We start from the raw sequence: 14,642 nt of genomic DNA on the forward strand, positions 1-14,642 counted from the left end.
GAGCTCGCCCGAGCCCGGGATGTGCGGGAAGCCCCGGAAGTTCAGGATATTGTCGAACCGCGCCCGGCAGGTGGCGGTGGTCTTGTCGCAGCCGGCCTGGATGGTGAAGCCGTCGCCGACCACGATGTCCCGAACCGGCGGCTCCAGAAGGGTGATCGTCACCATCCCTCCCGCCGCCGCGTGCCGCAGCACTTCCGCCTCGCGGCCGTCGTTCGCGCCGCTCGACCAGGTAAGCACGCCGGCGGTGAACAGGCCTCCGGCGAAGCCGCCCAGCCCGGAGGCGGAGAAGACGCGATCGCGAACCAGGCTCGTGACCGAACCGCCGCCGTTCCAGTCAGGATTCGAAAGCGCCACCTTGCAGCGGCCATCGCCCAGCGCGGCGTCGCATGCGTACTGATACGAGCGCCCCACCGTCTGGTCGAGCAGGTGGGCGAGCGATCGGACTTCGGCGACGAAGGAGACCCGGCCGCGACGGATCTGGCCGACGGCGCCGCGGCGCATCAGCACCCTCTGGCCCGTCGCCTGCCAGTTCACTCGCCAGAGTTCGACCGTCGCGTTGTCCCAGCGCCCATCGAGGATGTCCGCCTCGGTGATCCGGTCCGAGCTGAGCACCCCTTCGGCGTCCTGGGCATCGACCGACAGATCGGACCCCGATCGAACCTCGGAGGCGCCAAATCCGCTTTCCGGCTCGAAGTCGGTGCCGGCGAAGGTCAGGCCGCGATCATGGTTCGTGAAACCGAGCACCTGGCCGTCGCTCCGGGTGATCCGCCAGCACCAGGCCAGCGTGGTGGCCCCGCCGTCGAGATGCGCCTGCAGCGCGGCGTCGATCGTCTTCATCGCCGAACCTCGATCACCGGGATCGAAGTGATCGAGCCGAGCCGCTCGATGTCGAGCGTGAGGTCGAGCTGGTCGGTATCGAAGCGGGCATGAACGTCGAACTCGAAACCGGCGGCGACGGCTACTCCGGCTCCGGGCGCGGCGACGAAGGTGACGACACCGGTGCTGCCCGAAAACGACCAGCCGGAGGCCTGCGGGACGCCTGCGAGTGCGATCAGCACCGTGGTGGCGCGCGGCTTGGTGACCGTCCGCCACCAGGTCTCCCCGCCCGAGGCGTAGGCCTTCCGGAGCTGGAAGGCCACTCTGGATCCGTCGCCGGTGCCGATGACCTGATCGGTGGCGGCGGGCGTCGCCGACGGCGGGCACGATTTGTAGTCGGCCCAGTCCTTGAAGCGGAAGGTGTGCAGGCGGCCGTTCCGCGCCTCGAAGAAGGCGGTGACGGCGGCCAGGTCGTCGGCGCGCCGCACGCCGAACGCCACGTCATAGGACCGGCGCGAGTCGGCCCAGTCGGCGTTCCGCTCCTCGTCGCCGGAGGCAAGCGTCACGATCTGGGTGCTCCGGCGAGGCCCGCCGCGAGCTCCCCGGCTGATGCTCTCGGGAAACCTCACGTTGTGGAATGCCATTACATGCCCCTCCGGCCGAGGGCGACGGCCCGGGAGACATCGGCCGCGATCTGCGTCCGCGACTGCCTGAAGCTCTGCGCGTCGCGGATGTTGAAGTTCACCACCGGCGCGCCGCCGGAGCGCCCGCTCTCCCACTCCCTCGTCTGGCGACGGTTCAGCACCCGCTCGCCGCTCTGCAGGATTGCCGCGTATTCGTCGGGGCCGACCCGGCCGCCGTTGTGGAGCCGAGGCGCATGGGCGAAGGCGGCGGCCTCGACCAGGCGCAGCGGGCCGGCACCGGCCGGGCCGCCGCTGTGCTGCACCGCCGCCGCGATCCCGCCCCCGAACCCGCCCATCACGGTCGAGAGCGCGTTTGACAGCGGCGCGAACAGGAACTTCCGCGCGCCGAGCTGGGCGAAGTCGGCGATCGTCGAGGTGACGAGGCTGCGAATGTCGAGCTTGCCGGTCTTGACGAACTCGCCGACCGCGTCCTCGGCGCTCTTGAATGCCCCGCCCAGCGCCTCGCCGATCCCCTTGCCCAGATCCTTCACGTCATCATAGGCCCGGTTGAGCGCGTCGGTGATCGCGGCGATGCCCGCGAGCTCCCGCTCGGGTTCGATCATCGCCTTGTCCTTCCCCGCCGCCCCGCCACCGCCGGCGCGGCCGCCCCCGCCGCCGCCGGAGCCCGCCGCGTCCTCGCTCGCCGCGGCGGCCGCCCGTCGCCGCGCGTTAGCCTGAGCCCGGGCGCTGATCCCGCCGAAGACGTCGCCGAGCGGGTCGCCCGCGACGATGCCGCCGATCGTGTTCTGGTAGGCCGCCCATTGCGCCCGCAGGTCCGCCGCTGGAGCATTGTCGATCCGTCCGAGGTTGAGCCCGGCCGGGATCTGCGAAATCCGCGGGCTTCCGACCCAGTCCGGAAGCTGGCCAAGCACGCCGTTGATCGAACCGATCCATTCGTTGAGCTTGCCGCTCACCCGGTTGATCAGCATCTCGAGCCCGGCGAGCACCGCGTTCGCGCCGGCGACCACGGCCGCGCCGATCGCGGCCGGCACCGCCGCCCAGAGCGCGATCACCGTCTGCGCGGTGATCTGAAAGCCCTTGATGATCGCGTTGCCGGCGAGATGCACGCCGGTGACGATCCCGTCCCAGGCGGCCGAGGCGGCCGAACTCACCGCCTCGAAGGCCGGCGCCGCCCAGGTGGCGATCGCGTCGAAGGTCGGCTTCACCATGTCCCAGGCCCCGTCCCGGGTTGCCTGCCAGACGGCCAGCATCGTGTCGCCGAAGCCCACCTGGACGTCCGCGGTCTCGTTGATCTCGTGCCGCAGCCCGGCGAAGGCGGCCGCCGCGAGGGCGACGGCGGCCGCGACCCCGGCGCCGATCGGATTGGATAGGAGGGCGCCGATCCCGCGCCCCGCGGACAGGAGACCGGACCCGAGGCCCCTGACCAGTCCGCCGGTCTGCCTCAGCGCCGCGTTCACCCCGCCGGCGCCGGCGTACATCTGTGTGATCTGCGAGCCCTGCTGTACGAGCACGGTCAGCGGGCTCTGGCCCGAGGCGAGCGAGACGCCGATGTCGTTCAGCTGGAAGAACAGCATGCGCTGCTGCCAGGCCGCTTCGCGCGACCCGCGGGCCATGCCGCCGATCGCCGTCGTGCGCCCCCTGATCGCCGCGATCGACGCGAGCGAGGCCTGCCGCGTGCGCCCGATCGCGGCGTTCATCTCGTCCGCCGTGATCGCGCCCACCGCGTGCGCGCGCCGGATCTCCTCGACCTCGGAGCGATAGCCGCGGATCGCGGCGAAGAGCGGATTGTGCTTGGCGCGAAGATCGTCGAGCGCCCGGCCATAGGCATCGATGTCGGCCGCGTCGCGCCGCATCCCGCCGCCGACGCCGGTCGAGCGATCGATCCGCGCGACCACGGCGCCGGCGCCCTCGAGGCGGCGGATGCTGTTGGCGGCCGCGCCCGCCCGCCGGGCCAGAACATCGAGGCGGGTCATCAGCGCGCCGGCGGCGCCGCCGGTCGCGGTCAGGCCGCGGCTCGCCGGAACGCCGGCCTGTTCGATTTCCCGCAGCGCCTGCTTCCCGTCGCGACCGATCGCAACGAGGTCCGCCTTCAGATGGTCGCCACCGACGGCGGCGATCCTCACCGATACCTTGCGCTCAACCATCTCGTCCCGCTTCCGTCAGTTCGTTGATCTTCCGCACCGCGATCGCCTCGATGTCGGGCAGCAGCTCGGCGACGGCGATCGGCGTGATGCCAAGCGCCGCGCCGAGGGCGAGACCGGCCGACATGTCCCAGCCGAGCAGCGCGCCAGGGATGGCGCGGACCTGCCCGCCCATCCTCAGCGCGAGGTCCCAGACCTGCGTACCCTCAATCGTCTCCGGGCGGTTCACCCGCGCCGGGCACTCTTCGCAGCGCGACGGGCAGGCTCCGCAATAGGCGGCGCCCCCTCCGAAATGCCATTCGGCGAGGGCGCGGAGGCGTTTTTTTCCGCATCCAGCACCAGCCCCTTCGCGACGTAGCGGAGCTGGAAGCTCTCGAAGACCGGATAGACGTCCATGAGCGCGCTGGCCGCCTCCGGACTGACCGGCAGCGGCTCGCCCTCCGCGTCGCCGATCCCTTCCCACTCCACGATCGCCATCGCGGCGAGCTCCTTCGCGAGGGCGACCGCGAGCTCGGCCTCGGAGGCGAGCGCGGCGACCAATGCCTCGATCGCATCCGAGGCGCGGGCGCGTGCCATGAGCGCGGAGGTAAGCGGCGCGACGCGCACGCGGACGCCGGAGCCGAGATCGAGCCACTCGGGCTCGGTCGACAGGTTCAGTCGAAGCATGCGTGGTTCCTCACGGGTTGGCATATCCGCTCTGGTCATTGATCAGCACCGCCGTCGCCATCCGGCCCGCGGCGCTGTCCAGCGCGGCCTGCCAGGCGAAGCTGGTCTGCACGCCGCCGGGGCCATCGAGCGCGACCTTCGCCCGGGGCAGGTAGACGGCATGCGCGGTCAGCACCAGCGACGGGCCGCCGGCGACGCCATATTCGAACTCGAGCGCGCAGGGATCGCCGCTGACAGCCTGGTCGAGCAGCGCCGTGCTCGCGAAGCGCACCTCGACCGTGCCGGTGAGCGTCGCAAGCGACGGGTCGGCGCCGTCGATCCTGCCGTCGCCCCGGATGGTCTCGATCCGGTCGAGGTTGTTGTTGTAGGTAACCTGCGCCGAGACGATGTTTCCGAGCTGGACGCCATCGCGGCGCACCGCGCCGTTGAACGCGCCGAAGCGGGTGAGCGGCAGGCTGGTCAGCGCGCCGGCGGCCGAGCCGCCGCCGACCGTCTCGCCCTGGGCGATCACGTTGACCGAGGCGGTGATCAGGCCCGAGCGGTTCATGGTCCAGGCGATCGAGTTCGCCACGCAGCCCGAGGCCATCGAATAATAGGGCACGTCGGGCATGCCGACCTCGACCGCGAAGGACGGCAGCGTCCAGCCGCCCGAGGCGAAGGTATGGGAATAGCCGGTCGCGGCGCCGCCCGTCAGTGTCGCGGCCGAGACCGTCGCGGCGCTCGCGGCGAGCGTGTAGCTGTTGCCCGAGGTTCCGGCGGTATCGAAGGAGATGAGCAGCGTGGCGCCGCCCAGCGCCGAGTAAGTGCATTTCACGATCTCGGTGGCGGCCGAGGCGTTGAGGTCGGTGACGAGCTGCGCGAGCGTCGCCGCGAGCGTGGCTCCGATGTTCGTCTGGTTACCGGCGGCGCCCGAGGCGACGAATGTCCAGGCGGTGCCGTTGAGGGTGATCGTGCTCGCCGCGGCGGGATTGGCGCCAAAGACGATCCGGCCGGCCGCCCTCAGGCCGCTGGCCGTCGTCGGCGCGCCGAACAGCGCTTTCAGCCAGATGCCCGCGTAGCGCGCATCGATGGGGATCACCACGTCGCCATCGACGGTGATCGCGTCCTTGACGGGCGGCAGCGGGTCGCGGCCATAGCCGAGGAGCTCCGACGAGAGAAGCGGCTGCTCGGCCCCGAGGTTCGAGGTCGCGAACGGCATCTGCCAGAAGTCCCCCGCGCTCGGCGGGATGCCGTAGGACGATTCGAAGCCGAGCGCCATCTGCGCCCGCGCCCCCTGTGCACGTGCCATGTCAGTTTCCTTTGTTCAGGCGAGCGGATCGCTGGTGTCGTAGGGCAGAATGATGCCGATCGAGGCGGCCTTGAGCCCCTCGGCTCCCTCGATCGCGAGGTCGAGCGGCGCCGGCGCCTCGCCGAGCGCGTAGTCGACAAGGCCTCCAAGCGAGGGATCGGCCGAGAGGGCCCGGGATATCGCCTGACAGACGCCGTCGAACGCGGTGTCGCGGGCGGCCGGGCTCGCCGCGTCGACCAGCACGTCGATCTCGGCGCGGTGTTCGTAGAACCAGAGAGGCGGCGAGAAGAGAAACTGAGGCTCCCCCGGATCGCCGTCGCGCAGGATCATGAGGCCGGCCGCCGGGATGCGCTCCGGCAGCACGGCGTTCCGCAGCAGTGTCGAGCCCGCGGGCCGCGTCGTGTTCAGCGCGGTGTAGAGCGCCTTCAGAACCCGTTCCCGCTTGCTCTCAAGCGTCGTTCCACCGCCGCTCGCCGCGCCGGGCAGCGCGGTGACGTTGACGATCAAGGCCTGACCCGGAACCGTTGGCGCGCGGACGCCAGAGGCGGTCCCGGCCGCGAGGGCGGCGGTCGCGGTCAGGATCTGGCCCGGCGCCGTCGGCGCGCTCGCGCCCGTTCCCTCGCCCGGGATGAGACTCACGCCGACGGTCAGCACCTGACCGGAAACCGTCGGCGCGCGGACGCCAGAGGCCGTCCCGTCCGCGAGGGCGGTGGTCGCGGTCAGGATCTGACCGGAAACCGTTGGCGAGCGGACGCCAGTCGCCGTCCCGTCCACAAGGGTGGCGGTCGCGGCGAGAAGCTGGCCGGAAACCGTCGGGGCCCGGACCCCGCTCGCGGCGCCGGCGACCAGGCTCGTGGTGACGGTCACCAGGTCGCCATCCGCTTCGCCCGCGGTACCGCCCACCAGGAGGGCCTGGGCGGCGGCCACCAGATCCGCGCGCTCGCCGGAGCTGGGCGCGGCCCCCACCACCAGCGCGCCATAGAGCCTGCCCGACGCCGCGGCGCTCCCGTTCGCGGAGCACATGAACCCGACCCGGTTCACGTCGTAGGCGCCGGCGTCGCCGTGGGTCTCGTTCGAATCCGCGCCGCCATTGCGGGCGATGAACGACAGGGTCGGTCCCGATTGGGCCTCGAGCACGAATGCGATGCCGTCGCCGGGGTATTCCACGCCCTCGAGGATCCCGTTCCGGTAGAGCTCACAGGCCGCGCCGCCGCGACCCATCAGAATGACGCGGCTGTTCGAGTTCCAATCTTCCTCGGCGTTCTTGGTGACGCTGAGGATGGGCCCGTCCGTATCGCGGACCAGCGCGACGCCGTAGATCACCGTCCCGGTGTAGGCCCCGGGAGTGGCGACGAGGATATCGTCCGTGCCATCGAACTGAAGCCAGGAGACGCCGGCGGCGGTCCGGAAGGTCGGACGGGCCGCGTCCGACCCCATGGTGATATAGAGCCCGGAGATCAGATCATGGACGGTGCCCACCGGATCGCCGTCGGCGCTCGCCGGCGTCGTGGCCGATGCGCCGGTCCGCTCCTGATAGCAGAGCGTGTGCGCCGTACCGGGCAGGATGGCAAAGCCCCAGTGGCCGTCGAGCACGTCCTCCCAGATCGACGGCATGGCGCCGGCCTCAGTTCTGGATGCGGATCGTCGAGGCGGTCAGCGCGAAAGTGCCGGCCTCCGACACCACGTTCGCACCGAAATCGATATAGGCCACCAGCTCGTCGGCCGACGAGGCGCCACCCCGCGACTTGTAGTAGACCGCGCCGCGCGCGGTGATCGTCGAGGCTGGCCAGCTGGCGCCGCCGAGGCTGATCTCGATCCGGTCGTTCGTGGTGTCGATCGAAACGCCCAGCGTCGCGCTGGCGCCGCCGGCGGTATAGCCGGTGCCGCTGACCTCGTTCGTCACGTCGTTGCGCTTGTCGTCGGTGTCCTTGTTCGGGCTGTAGCTCGAAGTGACCAGCATCACCTTGAAGCTGTCGGTGTCGGCATCGACCGCGCCGGTGAAGAGATCGCGGATTGCGCTGTGGTAGATGGCAGAGGGCATGGGCGGTCCTTTGGCTTAAGGGTTCAGTCAGTCCTTCCAGGCGGCCAGGATCGCCGCCGGCAGCGCAGCCGCGGCGGCGCCGACCGCCCGGTCGAGGTCGAGGCGCTTCCGGAGCCGGACCTGCGGCACCAGGATGAAGATCACGATCGTCTGGGCGCCGGTCAGGATCCCGTCGCGGCGACGGCGGCCGCGCTTGGGGGCGGCGAAGCCGCGGCTGTTGATCCGCGCGTCGTCGGCGACGAGCAGGCTGTGCCGCCCGGGGCGATAGACAAAGCGCAGCCGCCGGCCGGTCCGCCGTTCCCAACCGCCGGGCGTGATCCGCTTGCCGCCCGACCCGCGACCCGCCACGGCGGTGGGGATCGCGAGATAGAAGCCGGCCTTGGAGCGGATCAGCGCGCCCCGGTCGAAGGCATCGACGATCTTCGCGGCGCGGCTGAACACCAGGCTCGCCGCGTTGATCGATTCGCCCGTGCGTGGGTAGCGGTTGGCGCGGATGGTGTTGGCCAGCCGCTGGCCGAGGCCGGCGCCGGTCACCTGGGCGCGCCAGGCGGTTTTCAGCCCGATCCCGACCCGGGTGACGCCGGTGGTCACCGCCGCCTCGCCGGCGCGGATCTCCGTGAGGAGGTCTTCCTCGAGATCGCCGGCGATATCGATGCTGATCCTCACGAGGGCTCCTCCCGCGCGCCGACTGTCCAGATCAGTCGATCCCGGTCGCGTACCGGAGCCCCGATCAGCGTATAGACCGCGCCGTCGGACTCGAGCGTGTCACCCTGGGCGAGCCCCGGCACCTCCGCGATCCGCAGATCGAGAAAGACCGTGTCGACCAGGTAGCGGCCGTCGCGGTAGGAGACGACGGTATCGGGATCGCGGCGCACCGCCCGAACCGGGATCCCGGCACCGGCGCCGCCGGCGCGCCAGATCGCATCGACGGCGAGGTTCGGATCCTCGAACAGCACATCGACCGCGACGGCGAAAGCGGACACCGGCCAGGACTCAGGCGGTGACCGCGGCGCCGTTCAGCCGCACCCGGCCAACCGTCTCGCCAGCACCGCTGCCCACCGCGGCGACGGCCGCGCCGATCAGCTTGTTGGTCGAGGCGGTGGTGGTGCAGGCCGAGCCCGTCCAGTAGACCGGCACGCCGACCGTCCAGGCCTGCGAACCGACCTTCGGCAGGTCGAAGATACCCTCGAGGTTGATGACGCCGTCGGCGCCGTTGGCGATCGCGCCGGCGGCGACGCCGAAGAGCGAGCCGACGAGGACGCCGGCGCCCGAGGCGATGTCCGCCCCGGCGGTGATGGTGATCGCGTGGCCGTTGGCGACGAAGTTCTTCATGGGGTTTCTCCCGTTGAATGAATGGGAGAGCCGGGACCGGGCGGCCCCGGCTCCGTGTCAGGAGCCGGGGCAGGGCTACGCCGCGCCGGCGTTCTTGAAGAGGCCGCGCCAGTCGATCGCCTTGGCGGCGAAATCGTGCCGCGCCTTGATCTCGATGCCGTCGACCTCGAACCCGGTGCGGGTCTCGGTGAAGACACCCTCCTGGCCGTCGAGGTAAGCGTACTCGACCGTGTCGATCCGCGACGGGTCGGCGGCGAGGAACCACGGGTCATTGCCGCCGGCCGGGATCAGGCGGGGCTCCTCGACGACCTCGAGGCGGCCGGCGAAGGTGTTGACCTCGGCCGTGCTCCCCGGGGTGGTCGCGGTCACCTGCTTGCGCGCCTCGACCGAGCGCTTGCCCGGCGGCACGAGGACGAAGCGCGGCAGGATCGAGATCACCCGTCCCTCGAGGCCCTTCTGGGCGGCGAAGGCGCGATAGGCGATCGCGAGGTTGGCCTCGTCGATCGCCGTGGCGGCGGCGGCGAGGTTGCCGTGGTTGGCGTGGAACAGCGCGACGCTGTCCGACATCGCGGCGTTCGCCGACAGGATGCCGTAGACGACGTCGGACTCGAGGTCGGCCGCCGCCGCGCCGAAGGCGGCGGGCACCCGGGTGAAGGCGTCGAGATCGTCGTTGATCAGCGTCTGGCGGGTGATCGCGACGATGCGACCGTAGGTCGCCAGCGCATAGACCTCCTTGCCCTCGCCGATCGTCCCGTAGCTGAACTCGCCGGCCTCGAGCACCTTCTGCAGGTCGGGAGCGCCGCCGAGCTGGGCGCGGCTGACCTGCTTGAAGTCGGTGATCGTCGCCCGGCGGGCCCAGACGCTGAAGGTCCGCGGCGTGCTCTCGTAGCCTGCGCGCAGGGTCTTGTTGGCGACATTGGCGAGGATCGCGGCGAAGTCGCTCGTCCCCATGTAGCCCGCCGCCCGCGCCGACAGCGCGAGCCCGGCCACCTCCATCTTCGCCATGCCGCGGGTCGAGACACCGCCGCGCTCGAGCGCGTGGCGGGCGAGCTCGATCAGCGACAGGCCGCGGAACTCGCGCGCCTCCGCCGGCAGGGCGGTCGAGGGCGCGTGGCGGTGCATCAGCGCCGCGCTCATCGCGTCACGGTAGGCGGTGTCGGCCGAGTCCCGCGCCACGGCCGGCGACGGCTCGACGGTGCGGCCGGCCGGGTCGCGGGCGACGAGCGCGTCGAGGATCGCGGCGCGGGCGGAATCGAGCCCGGTGCCCTCGCGGATCAGCCGGTCGCGCAGGCCGGCGTCGAGGCCGTGGCGACCGCAGAGCGAGGTGATCTCGGCGACGCGGGCGCGCTCCTCGGCGCGGATCGCGTCGGCATCGGGGGCAGCCACCGGTGCCGTGGCGGGGGTCTCCGCGTTTCGCGATTCGACGCGGGTCTGCTCCGGCGCCAGCTGGTCTTCGGGGTCCATGCCCTGTCCTTTCCTGATTGCCGCGGACGCGGCAGGGGTCGTGCTCGCCGCGGACGCGGCAGGGGTGCGCCGGGTCACGGCGCAGGGGGTCCGCCGGAGGCGGAGTTCCGCGGAAGGCGCATCGAGCGCGCCTTCCGATCTGATGCGGGCGCCCGGGTCGGCGGGCATAGGCACCGCCGAAACCTCGTAGGGCTCCCAATCGACGGCGCGCCAGATCTCGCGCTGGCCTTCGCGCTTCTCGATCTCGTAGCGGTGCACGCGATAGCCGACCGAGACGCTGCGGACCGTGCCCTCGACGATCCGCTGCACCAGTGGTGCCGCGTCCGGCGCGGCCGTCAGCCGCACGGTGGCTGTGCCGACGCCGTTCTCGATTCGCGCCGAGCCCTCGACCACGGTGCCGAGCACGTCCTCGAGCGACCAGGAGCCGTGGGTGTCGAGAAAGGGCGCGGCCCCCGAGTTCATGCGGTCGAGGCGGATCGCCTGCGGCGTGACGATGAGCTCCTCGTCGTACTCGCGGAGATCGTCCCAGCCCTCCCAGCGCCGGCGCAGCACCCGGGCGCCGGTCGTCCATACGATCTCGATCGTGCGCGTGCCGTCGATCGCCGTCGCTCCGGCGCCGTCGGGCGGTACGCTCGCCTTCGGCGAGACGAGGCGCACCGAGGCCTCCCGCCCCTGCAGGGGCAGGTCGAGGATATCTTCCGGATCCACTGGTCTCTCCGTTACTGGTCGGCTTCGCGCCGAGGGGCGGCGGAATCGCCGGTGTCGCCCGTCTGGACGAGCCCGGCCTTGGTCACCTTGCGCGGGTCGCTGTCGAGGACGAGGCCGAGGGCGTCGATCGCCGCGGCCGTCTCCGCCCATTCGACCAGCGTCGCATTCGGGTCGTAGCCGCGCCGGGCGATCTGTTGCTTCAGGGTCGAGAAGCCGGCGCGGACCTCGAGCAGGTCGGCCTGGGCATCCTGCAGCGGGTTCACGCTCTCGAACCGCGGCGGCGCCCACTCCGCCGGGATCGCGACGCCGGAGGGCAGCTGCCCGCCGGTCTGCGCGAGCGCGACGAACCAGTCCCAGACCGGGTCGCAGAACATCGGGATGACCGTCTGCCACTGCAGCTGGTCGACCATGCGACGGAACTCGTTCAGGCCGACGCGCGAGCTGGCGAAGTTCGCCTGGCTGAGGTCGCCGGTCATCAGGGCATAGGGCACCCGGAAGCCCGCCGAGACGATGTGCAGCTGCACCCGATGCCACTCGTAGACCCCGCCGGTCGATGCCGGCTGGTTGAACTTGATGTCCTTCCCGTTCCGCGCATAGGCGACGAGGCCCGGCTCGAACTGCTCGATCCGGTTGCCCTCGCCGTCCTCGACCACCGGCGCGATCGACTGCTCGGCCTCGTCGGCGCCAAAGACGATCCCGACGAGGCAGGCCTCGGTCTTCTTGCGCACGAGCTCGGCCCGCTGCCAGTCATCGACGTCACGGATCGGCCGCATCGCCGCCGTGCCCCAGGGCACGCCGCGGCTCTGGATCCGCTGCCGCTCGAAGAGGTGCGCGACCCCCTCGGCCGGATGCCGCACCGACTCCAGCGTCCGTCCGAAGACCGGCGACCGGTTGCCCGGGTGGTCAGGGAACATCCAGAAGGCGGCGCGGCGGCCGCTCCGGTCGTACTCGATCCCCTGGTCGATCCTGACCCCGTCGGCCCGGCTGTCGAAGCGGGCCGCGTCGAGGTGGTCGGCCTCACGCAGCTCGATCGTCAGCGGCACCGGCCCGTCGCCGGCGCGGCCGGGGCGGCGCAGCGCGAAGACATCGCCACCTTCGACCATTTCGCGGACCGCGAGCGCGGTCAGCCCGTGGAAGTCGGTATGGCCGTGGCGGTCGCAGCGCCGCGACCAGGCCGCCCACAACGCGTCGGCGCGCGCGTTCACCCCGGGATCCCCGCTCGCCGCGCGAGGGCGGATCCCGGGCCCGACGATGTTGTTGACCAGCACCTGCACGGCCTGCGCGGCCAACGGGTTGTTGCGGACGAGGTCGCGCATCCGCTGGCGCAGCATCGGCCCGGCGATCGCGATCTCGCTGTCGGCCGAGGTGCCGGCCGCCTGCCAGCCGTCGGTCTCGCGGCCGCGCTGGGCCCCGTCGTAGCCCCGCATGCGCTCGATCGCCATCCGCGCCGCCAGGCGCCTCGCGGCGGCCTGCGGCGCCACGGCGGCGAGCACGCGGTCGTAGAAGCCCCAGCGCACCGAGGGCGACGGCGCGGCGGTGTTCGAACGAGCCGTCACGCTCACCGCCTCCGGAAGCCGGCGAACCCGGCGACCGGGCGGCGCCGCGTCCCGGCCTGTTCGGCGAGATCCGTCTCGATCTCCGAGATGATCGTGCGCATCTCGGCGAGCGAGCGGTATTCGGTCATTTTCCCATCATACGCCACGCGGGTGACCCCGGAGGCATACGCCTTCCGGATGGCTTCGAGCTGCGCCTGTGTCCAGGCCATGTCAGTTCATCCCTGTCATCATCAGAACCACTTCCCGCGCCGAGGTCCCATCCAGTCGGACGACCGCCGCGCTCCCTTCTCCGTTCGCGGCCGGTTCGGCTGTCCGGCCGGCCGCGCCTCGGCCGCGCCGCCGGCGTCGAGCTGCGACTCGAGCGTCTCCCAGCGCGGATCGTCCCAGCGGTCGATCCCCATCAGGAAGGCGCACGCCCGGGCATAGACCCGGCAATCGAGCGCCTCGTTCCGCTCGCGGAGCTGCTGCCATTCGAGCCGCGCGAACCCCGCCTTCGACCGCACGGTCACCAGCTGCTCGGCCGTCAGCTGCCGCAGCCACTCCGCCGTCGTCCCGCGCGGGATATGCACGTAGCCAGGCGGCCAGCCGGCGCCGGCGGCGAGCTCCTCGTCGGTCGGGCGCGCCAGCCGCAGAAAGCGGTAGAGCTCCGACTTGAAGACCGCGCCGGCCACCTTCCAGAGCTGCAGCCCGCGCCGGATCTTCCGACCGGCTTCGGTCACCTCGACATAGGTCGGCCCCTCGACCGGCATCGACCGATCGAAACCGCCCACGCCCTTTACCGCGACCACCTGCCCGCGCCCCGCCCGCCGCACCCAGGCATAGACCGCGTCGACGGTGACGCCGTCGCCGGTGTCGATCGCGAGCCGGGCGAGGCTCATTCGCGCGCCGGAGGCATGCGGCCAGGTCTGGCCGAGTACCGCGTCGAGCGCCGCCCAGACCTCGGGCCGCGCGACGTCGCCGTCGAGCACGATGTGATCGACCAGCCAGGACCGGAGTCCGCGCCCCCAGCCCCAGACATCGATCTCGATCCGGTCGCGCTGCACGTCGGCGCCGGCGGTCAGCACCAGAACTCCTTCGGGCGCCTGGCCGAGCTGCCAGCTGTCGCGGCGCTCGTAGAGCCGCTGCCAGTCCGGCGCCTCGCCGCGCTCCTGCCAGGTCTCGCCGAGGATGGTGTTCTTCAGCGTCTTCAGCGCGGCGTCGTTCTTCTGCGCGGCCTCCCAGCCCCGGGCGACCTCCTCCCAGGACAGCCAGCCGAGCGGCGAGTAGAGCCCCGAGATGTGATAGCCGACGGTGCCGCTCGCCTCGGCGAGCTCGCGGACCTCCGGCTCGGCCGTCGCGATCCAGCAGGCGCCGTTCCCCTCGTCCATCATCGCCGTCTTGTGCCGCTCGGCGATCGGCTCCTCGCAATGCTCGCAGACATAGGCGGCGGTCTCCGGTCGCCCGGCCTCCCAGCGGAGCCGCTCGAACCTGAGCCACTGCAGCGCCCCGCAATGCGGACAGGGCACGTGATACCGACGCTGGTCCGACAACTCCCACTCCCGCTCGATGCGGCTCAGGCCCTTGATCGTCGGCGTCGAGGCCAGGAACAGCTTCGCCCGGTGGCCGAAGCTGATCGTCCGGGCCTCGGCCAGCGCGATCGGGTCGCCCTCGCCATCGACGTCGCCCGGATAGGCGTCCACCTCGTCGAGAAAGACCCACCGCGCCGGCATCGAGCGCAGGCCCACCGCGCTGTTCGCCCCGGTCAGGATCAGCTGGCCACCCGGAAAGCGCTTCCCCAGGATCGTGTTGCCGCTATCGCGCGCCCGGCTCGGCAGCACCCGCTCGCGCAGCTCCGGGCTCTCCTCGATCAGCGGCTCGATCCGCTGCTGGCTGAGCCGCTTCGCGAGATCGACCGTCGGCTGCACCGCGAGGATCGGTCCCGGCGCCTGGTGGATGCCGAGATCGGAAGAGCGTCGTGTAGGGAAAGAGTGTCTTCGCCTGTGTAGA

General features: G+C 71.5%; 14 protein-coding genes. All 14 read right to left on the minus strand.

Features of this window, described 5'->3' with window-relative positions:
* The coding region (locus tag Q0480_RS04925) for a DUF2163 domain-containing protein (RefSeq protein ID WP_299131226.1) at positions 1-837 on the minus strand (837 nt) is incomplete at its 3' end.
* Positions 834-1,460 (minus strand): DUF2460 domain-containing protein, encoded by a 627-nt coding sequence (locus Q0480_RS04930; RefSeq protein WP_299131228.1) that lies wholly within the window; start codon positions 1,458-1,460, stop codon positions 834-836. The genes Q0480_RS04930 and Q0480_RS04925, both read right to left, overlap by 4 nt.
* Positions 1,460-3,604, minus strand: a complete 2,145-nt coding sequence (locus tag Q0480_RS04935) for a phage tail tape measure C-terminal domain-containing protein (RefSeq protein WP_299131230.1) — start codon at positions 3,602-3,604, stop codon at positions 1,460-1,462. The genes Q0480_RS04930 and Q0480_RS04935 overlap by 1 nt, the downstream gene beginning before the upstream one ends.
* A complete protein-coding gene (locus Q0480_RS04940) occupies positions 3,597-3,830 on the minus strand; it encodes a hypothetical protein (protein ID WP_299131232.1) in 234 nt (77 codons plus the stop codon). The genes Q0480_RS04935 and Q0480_RS04940 overlap by 8 nt, the downstream gene beginning before the upstream one ends.
* Positions 3,827-4,267: a hypothetical protein gene (locus tag Q0480_RS04945; protein WP_299131234.1), complete on the minus strand. Its 441-nt coding sequence runs from the start codon at positions 4,265-4,267 to the stop codon at positions 3,827-3,829. The genes Q0480_RS04940 and Q0480_RS04945 overlap by 4 nt, the downstream gene beginning before the upstream one ends.
* Positions 4,268-4,277: 10 nt before the next feature.
* Positions 4,278-5,555 carry a phage tail tube protein gene (locus Q0480_RS04950; protein WP_299131236.1) on the minus strand — a complete coding sequence of 426 codons (1,278 nt, stop codon included), beginning with the start codon at positions 5,553-5,555 and terminating at the stop codon, positions 4,278-4,280.
* A 15-nt stretch (positions 5,556-5,570) separates the two neighbouring features.
* Entirely contained in the window at positions 5,571-7,169 is a 1,599-nt protein-coding gene (locus tag Q0480_RS17975) for a hypothetical protein (RefSeq protein WP_366940819.1), read from the minus strand.
* Between the two features lie 10 nt (positions 7,170-7,179).
* A complete protein-coding gene (locus Q0480_RS04960) occupies positions 7,180-7,596 on the minus strand; it encodes a hypothetical protein (protein WP_299131238.1) in 417 nt (138 codons plus the stop codon).
* A 27-nt stretch (positions 7,597-7,623) separates the two neighbouring features.
* Positions 7,624-8,262 carry a DUF6441 family protein gene (locus Q0480_RS04965; RefSeq protein WP_299131240.1) on the minus strand — a complete coding sequence of 213 codons (639 nt, stop codon included), beginning with the start codon at positions 8,260-8,262 and terminating at the stop codon, positions 7,624-7,626.
* Positions 8,259-8,579: a hypothetical protein gene (locus tag Q0480_RS04970; protein ID WP_299131241.1), complete on the minus strand. Its 321-nt coding sequence runs from the start codon at positions 8,577-8,579 to the stop codon at positions 8,259-8,261. Before Q0480_RS04970 ends, Q0480_RS04965 begins: the two co-directional genes overlap by 4 nt.
* A gap of 10 nt (positions 8,580-8,589) precedes the next feature.
* Positions 8,590-8,928, minus strand: coding sequence for a DUF2190 family protein (locus tag Q0480_RS04975; RefSeq protein WP_299131243.1), 339 nt, complete (start codon positions 8,926-8,928; stop codon positions 8,590-8,592).
* Positions 8,929-9,003: 75 nt separating this feature from the next.
* The gene (locus tag Q0480_RS04980) at positions 9,004-11,100 is read right to left on the minus strand and encodes a prohead protease/major capsid protein fusion protein (protein ID WP_299131245.1); all 2,097 of its coding nucleotides are present in this window, start codon (positions 11,098-11,100) and stop codon (positions 9,004-9,006) included.
* A gap of 11 nt (positions 11,101-11,111) precedes the next feature.
* Entirely contained in the window at positions 11,112-12,656 is a 1,545-nt protein-coding gene (locus tag Q0480_RS04985) for a phage portal protein (RefSeq protein ID WP_299131248.1), read from the minus strand.
* Between the two features lie 2 nt (positions 12,657-12,658).
* Positions 12,659-12,865, minus strand: a complete 207-nt coding sequence (locus Q0480_RS04990) for a hypothetical protein (protein ID WP_299131249.1) — start codon at positions 12,863-12,865, stop codon at positions 12,659-12,661.
* Positions 12,866-14,642 lie beyond the last annotated feature (1,777 nt).

The sequence above is a fragment of the uncultured Amaricoccus sp. genome (genome assembly GCF_937891315.1).
Taxonomy (GTDB): Bacteria; Pseudomonadota; Alphaproteobacteria; order Rhodobacterales; family Rhodobacteraceae; genus Amaricoccus.

What these genes read in the sequence shown, in the direction of transcription:
- Q0480_RS04930 (WP_299131228.1), bottom strand. Translation starts at nt 1,460, where the DNA reads ATGGCATTCCACAACGTGAGGTTTCCCGAGAGCATCAGCCGGGGAGCT.
- Q0480_RS04935 (WP_299131230.1), bottom strand. Translation starts at nt 3,604, where the DNA reads ATGGTTGAGCGCAAGGTATCGGTGAGGATCGCCGCCGTCGGTGGCGAC.
- Q0480_RS04945 (WP_299131234.1), bottom strand. Translation starts at nt 4,267, where the DNA reads ATGCTTCGACTGAACCTGTCGACCGAGCCCGAGTGGCTCGATCTCGGC.
- Q0480_RS04950 (WP_299131236.1), bottom strand. Translation starts at nt 5,555, where the DNA reads ATGGCACGTGCACAGGGGGCGCGGGCGCAGATGGCGCTCGGCTTCGAA.
- Q0480_RS17975 (WP_366940819.1), bottom strand. Translation starts at nt 7,169, where the DNA reads ATGCCGTCGATCTGGGAGGACGTGCTCGACGGCCACTGGGGCTTTGCC.
- Q0480_RS04960 (WP_299131238.1), bottom strand. Translation starts at nt 7,596, where the DNA reads ATGCCCTCTGCCATCTACCACAGCGCAATCCGCGATCTCTTCACCGGC.
- Q0480_RS04975 (WP_299131243.1), bottom strand. Translation starts at nt 8,928, where the DNA reads ATGAAGAACTTCGTCGCCAACGGCCACGCGATCACCATCACCGCCGGG.
- Q0480_RS04990 (WP_299131249.1), bottom strand. Translation starts at nt 12,865, where the DNA reads ATGGCCTGGACACAGGCGCAGCTCGAAGCCATCCGGAAGGCGTATGCC.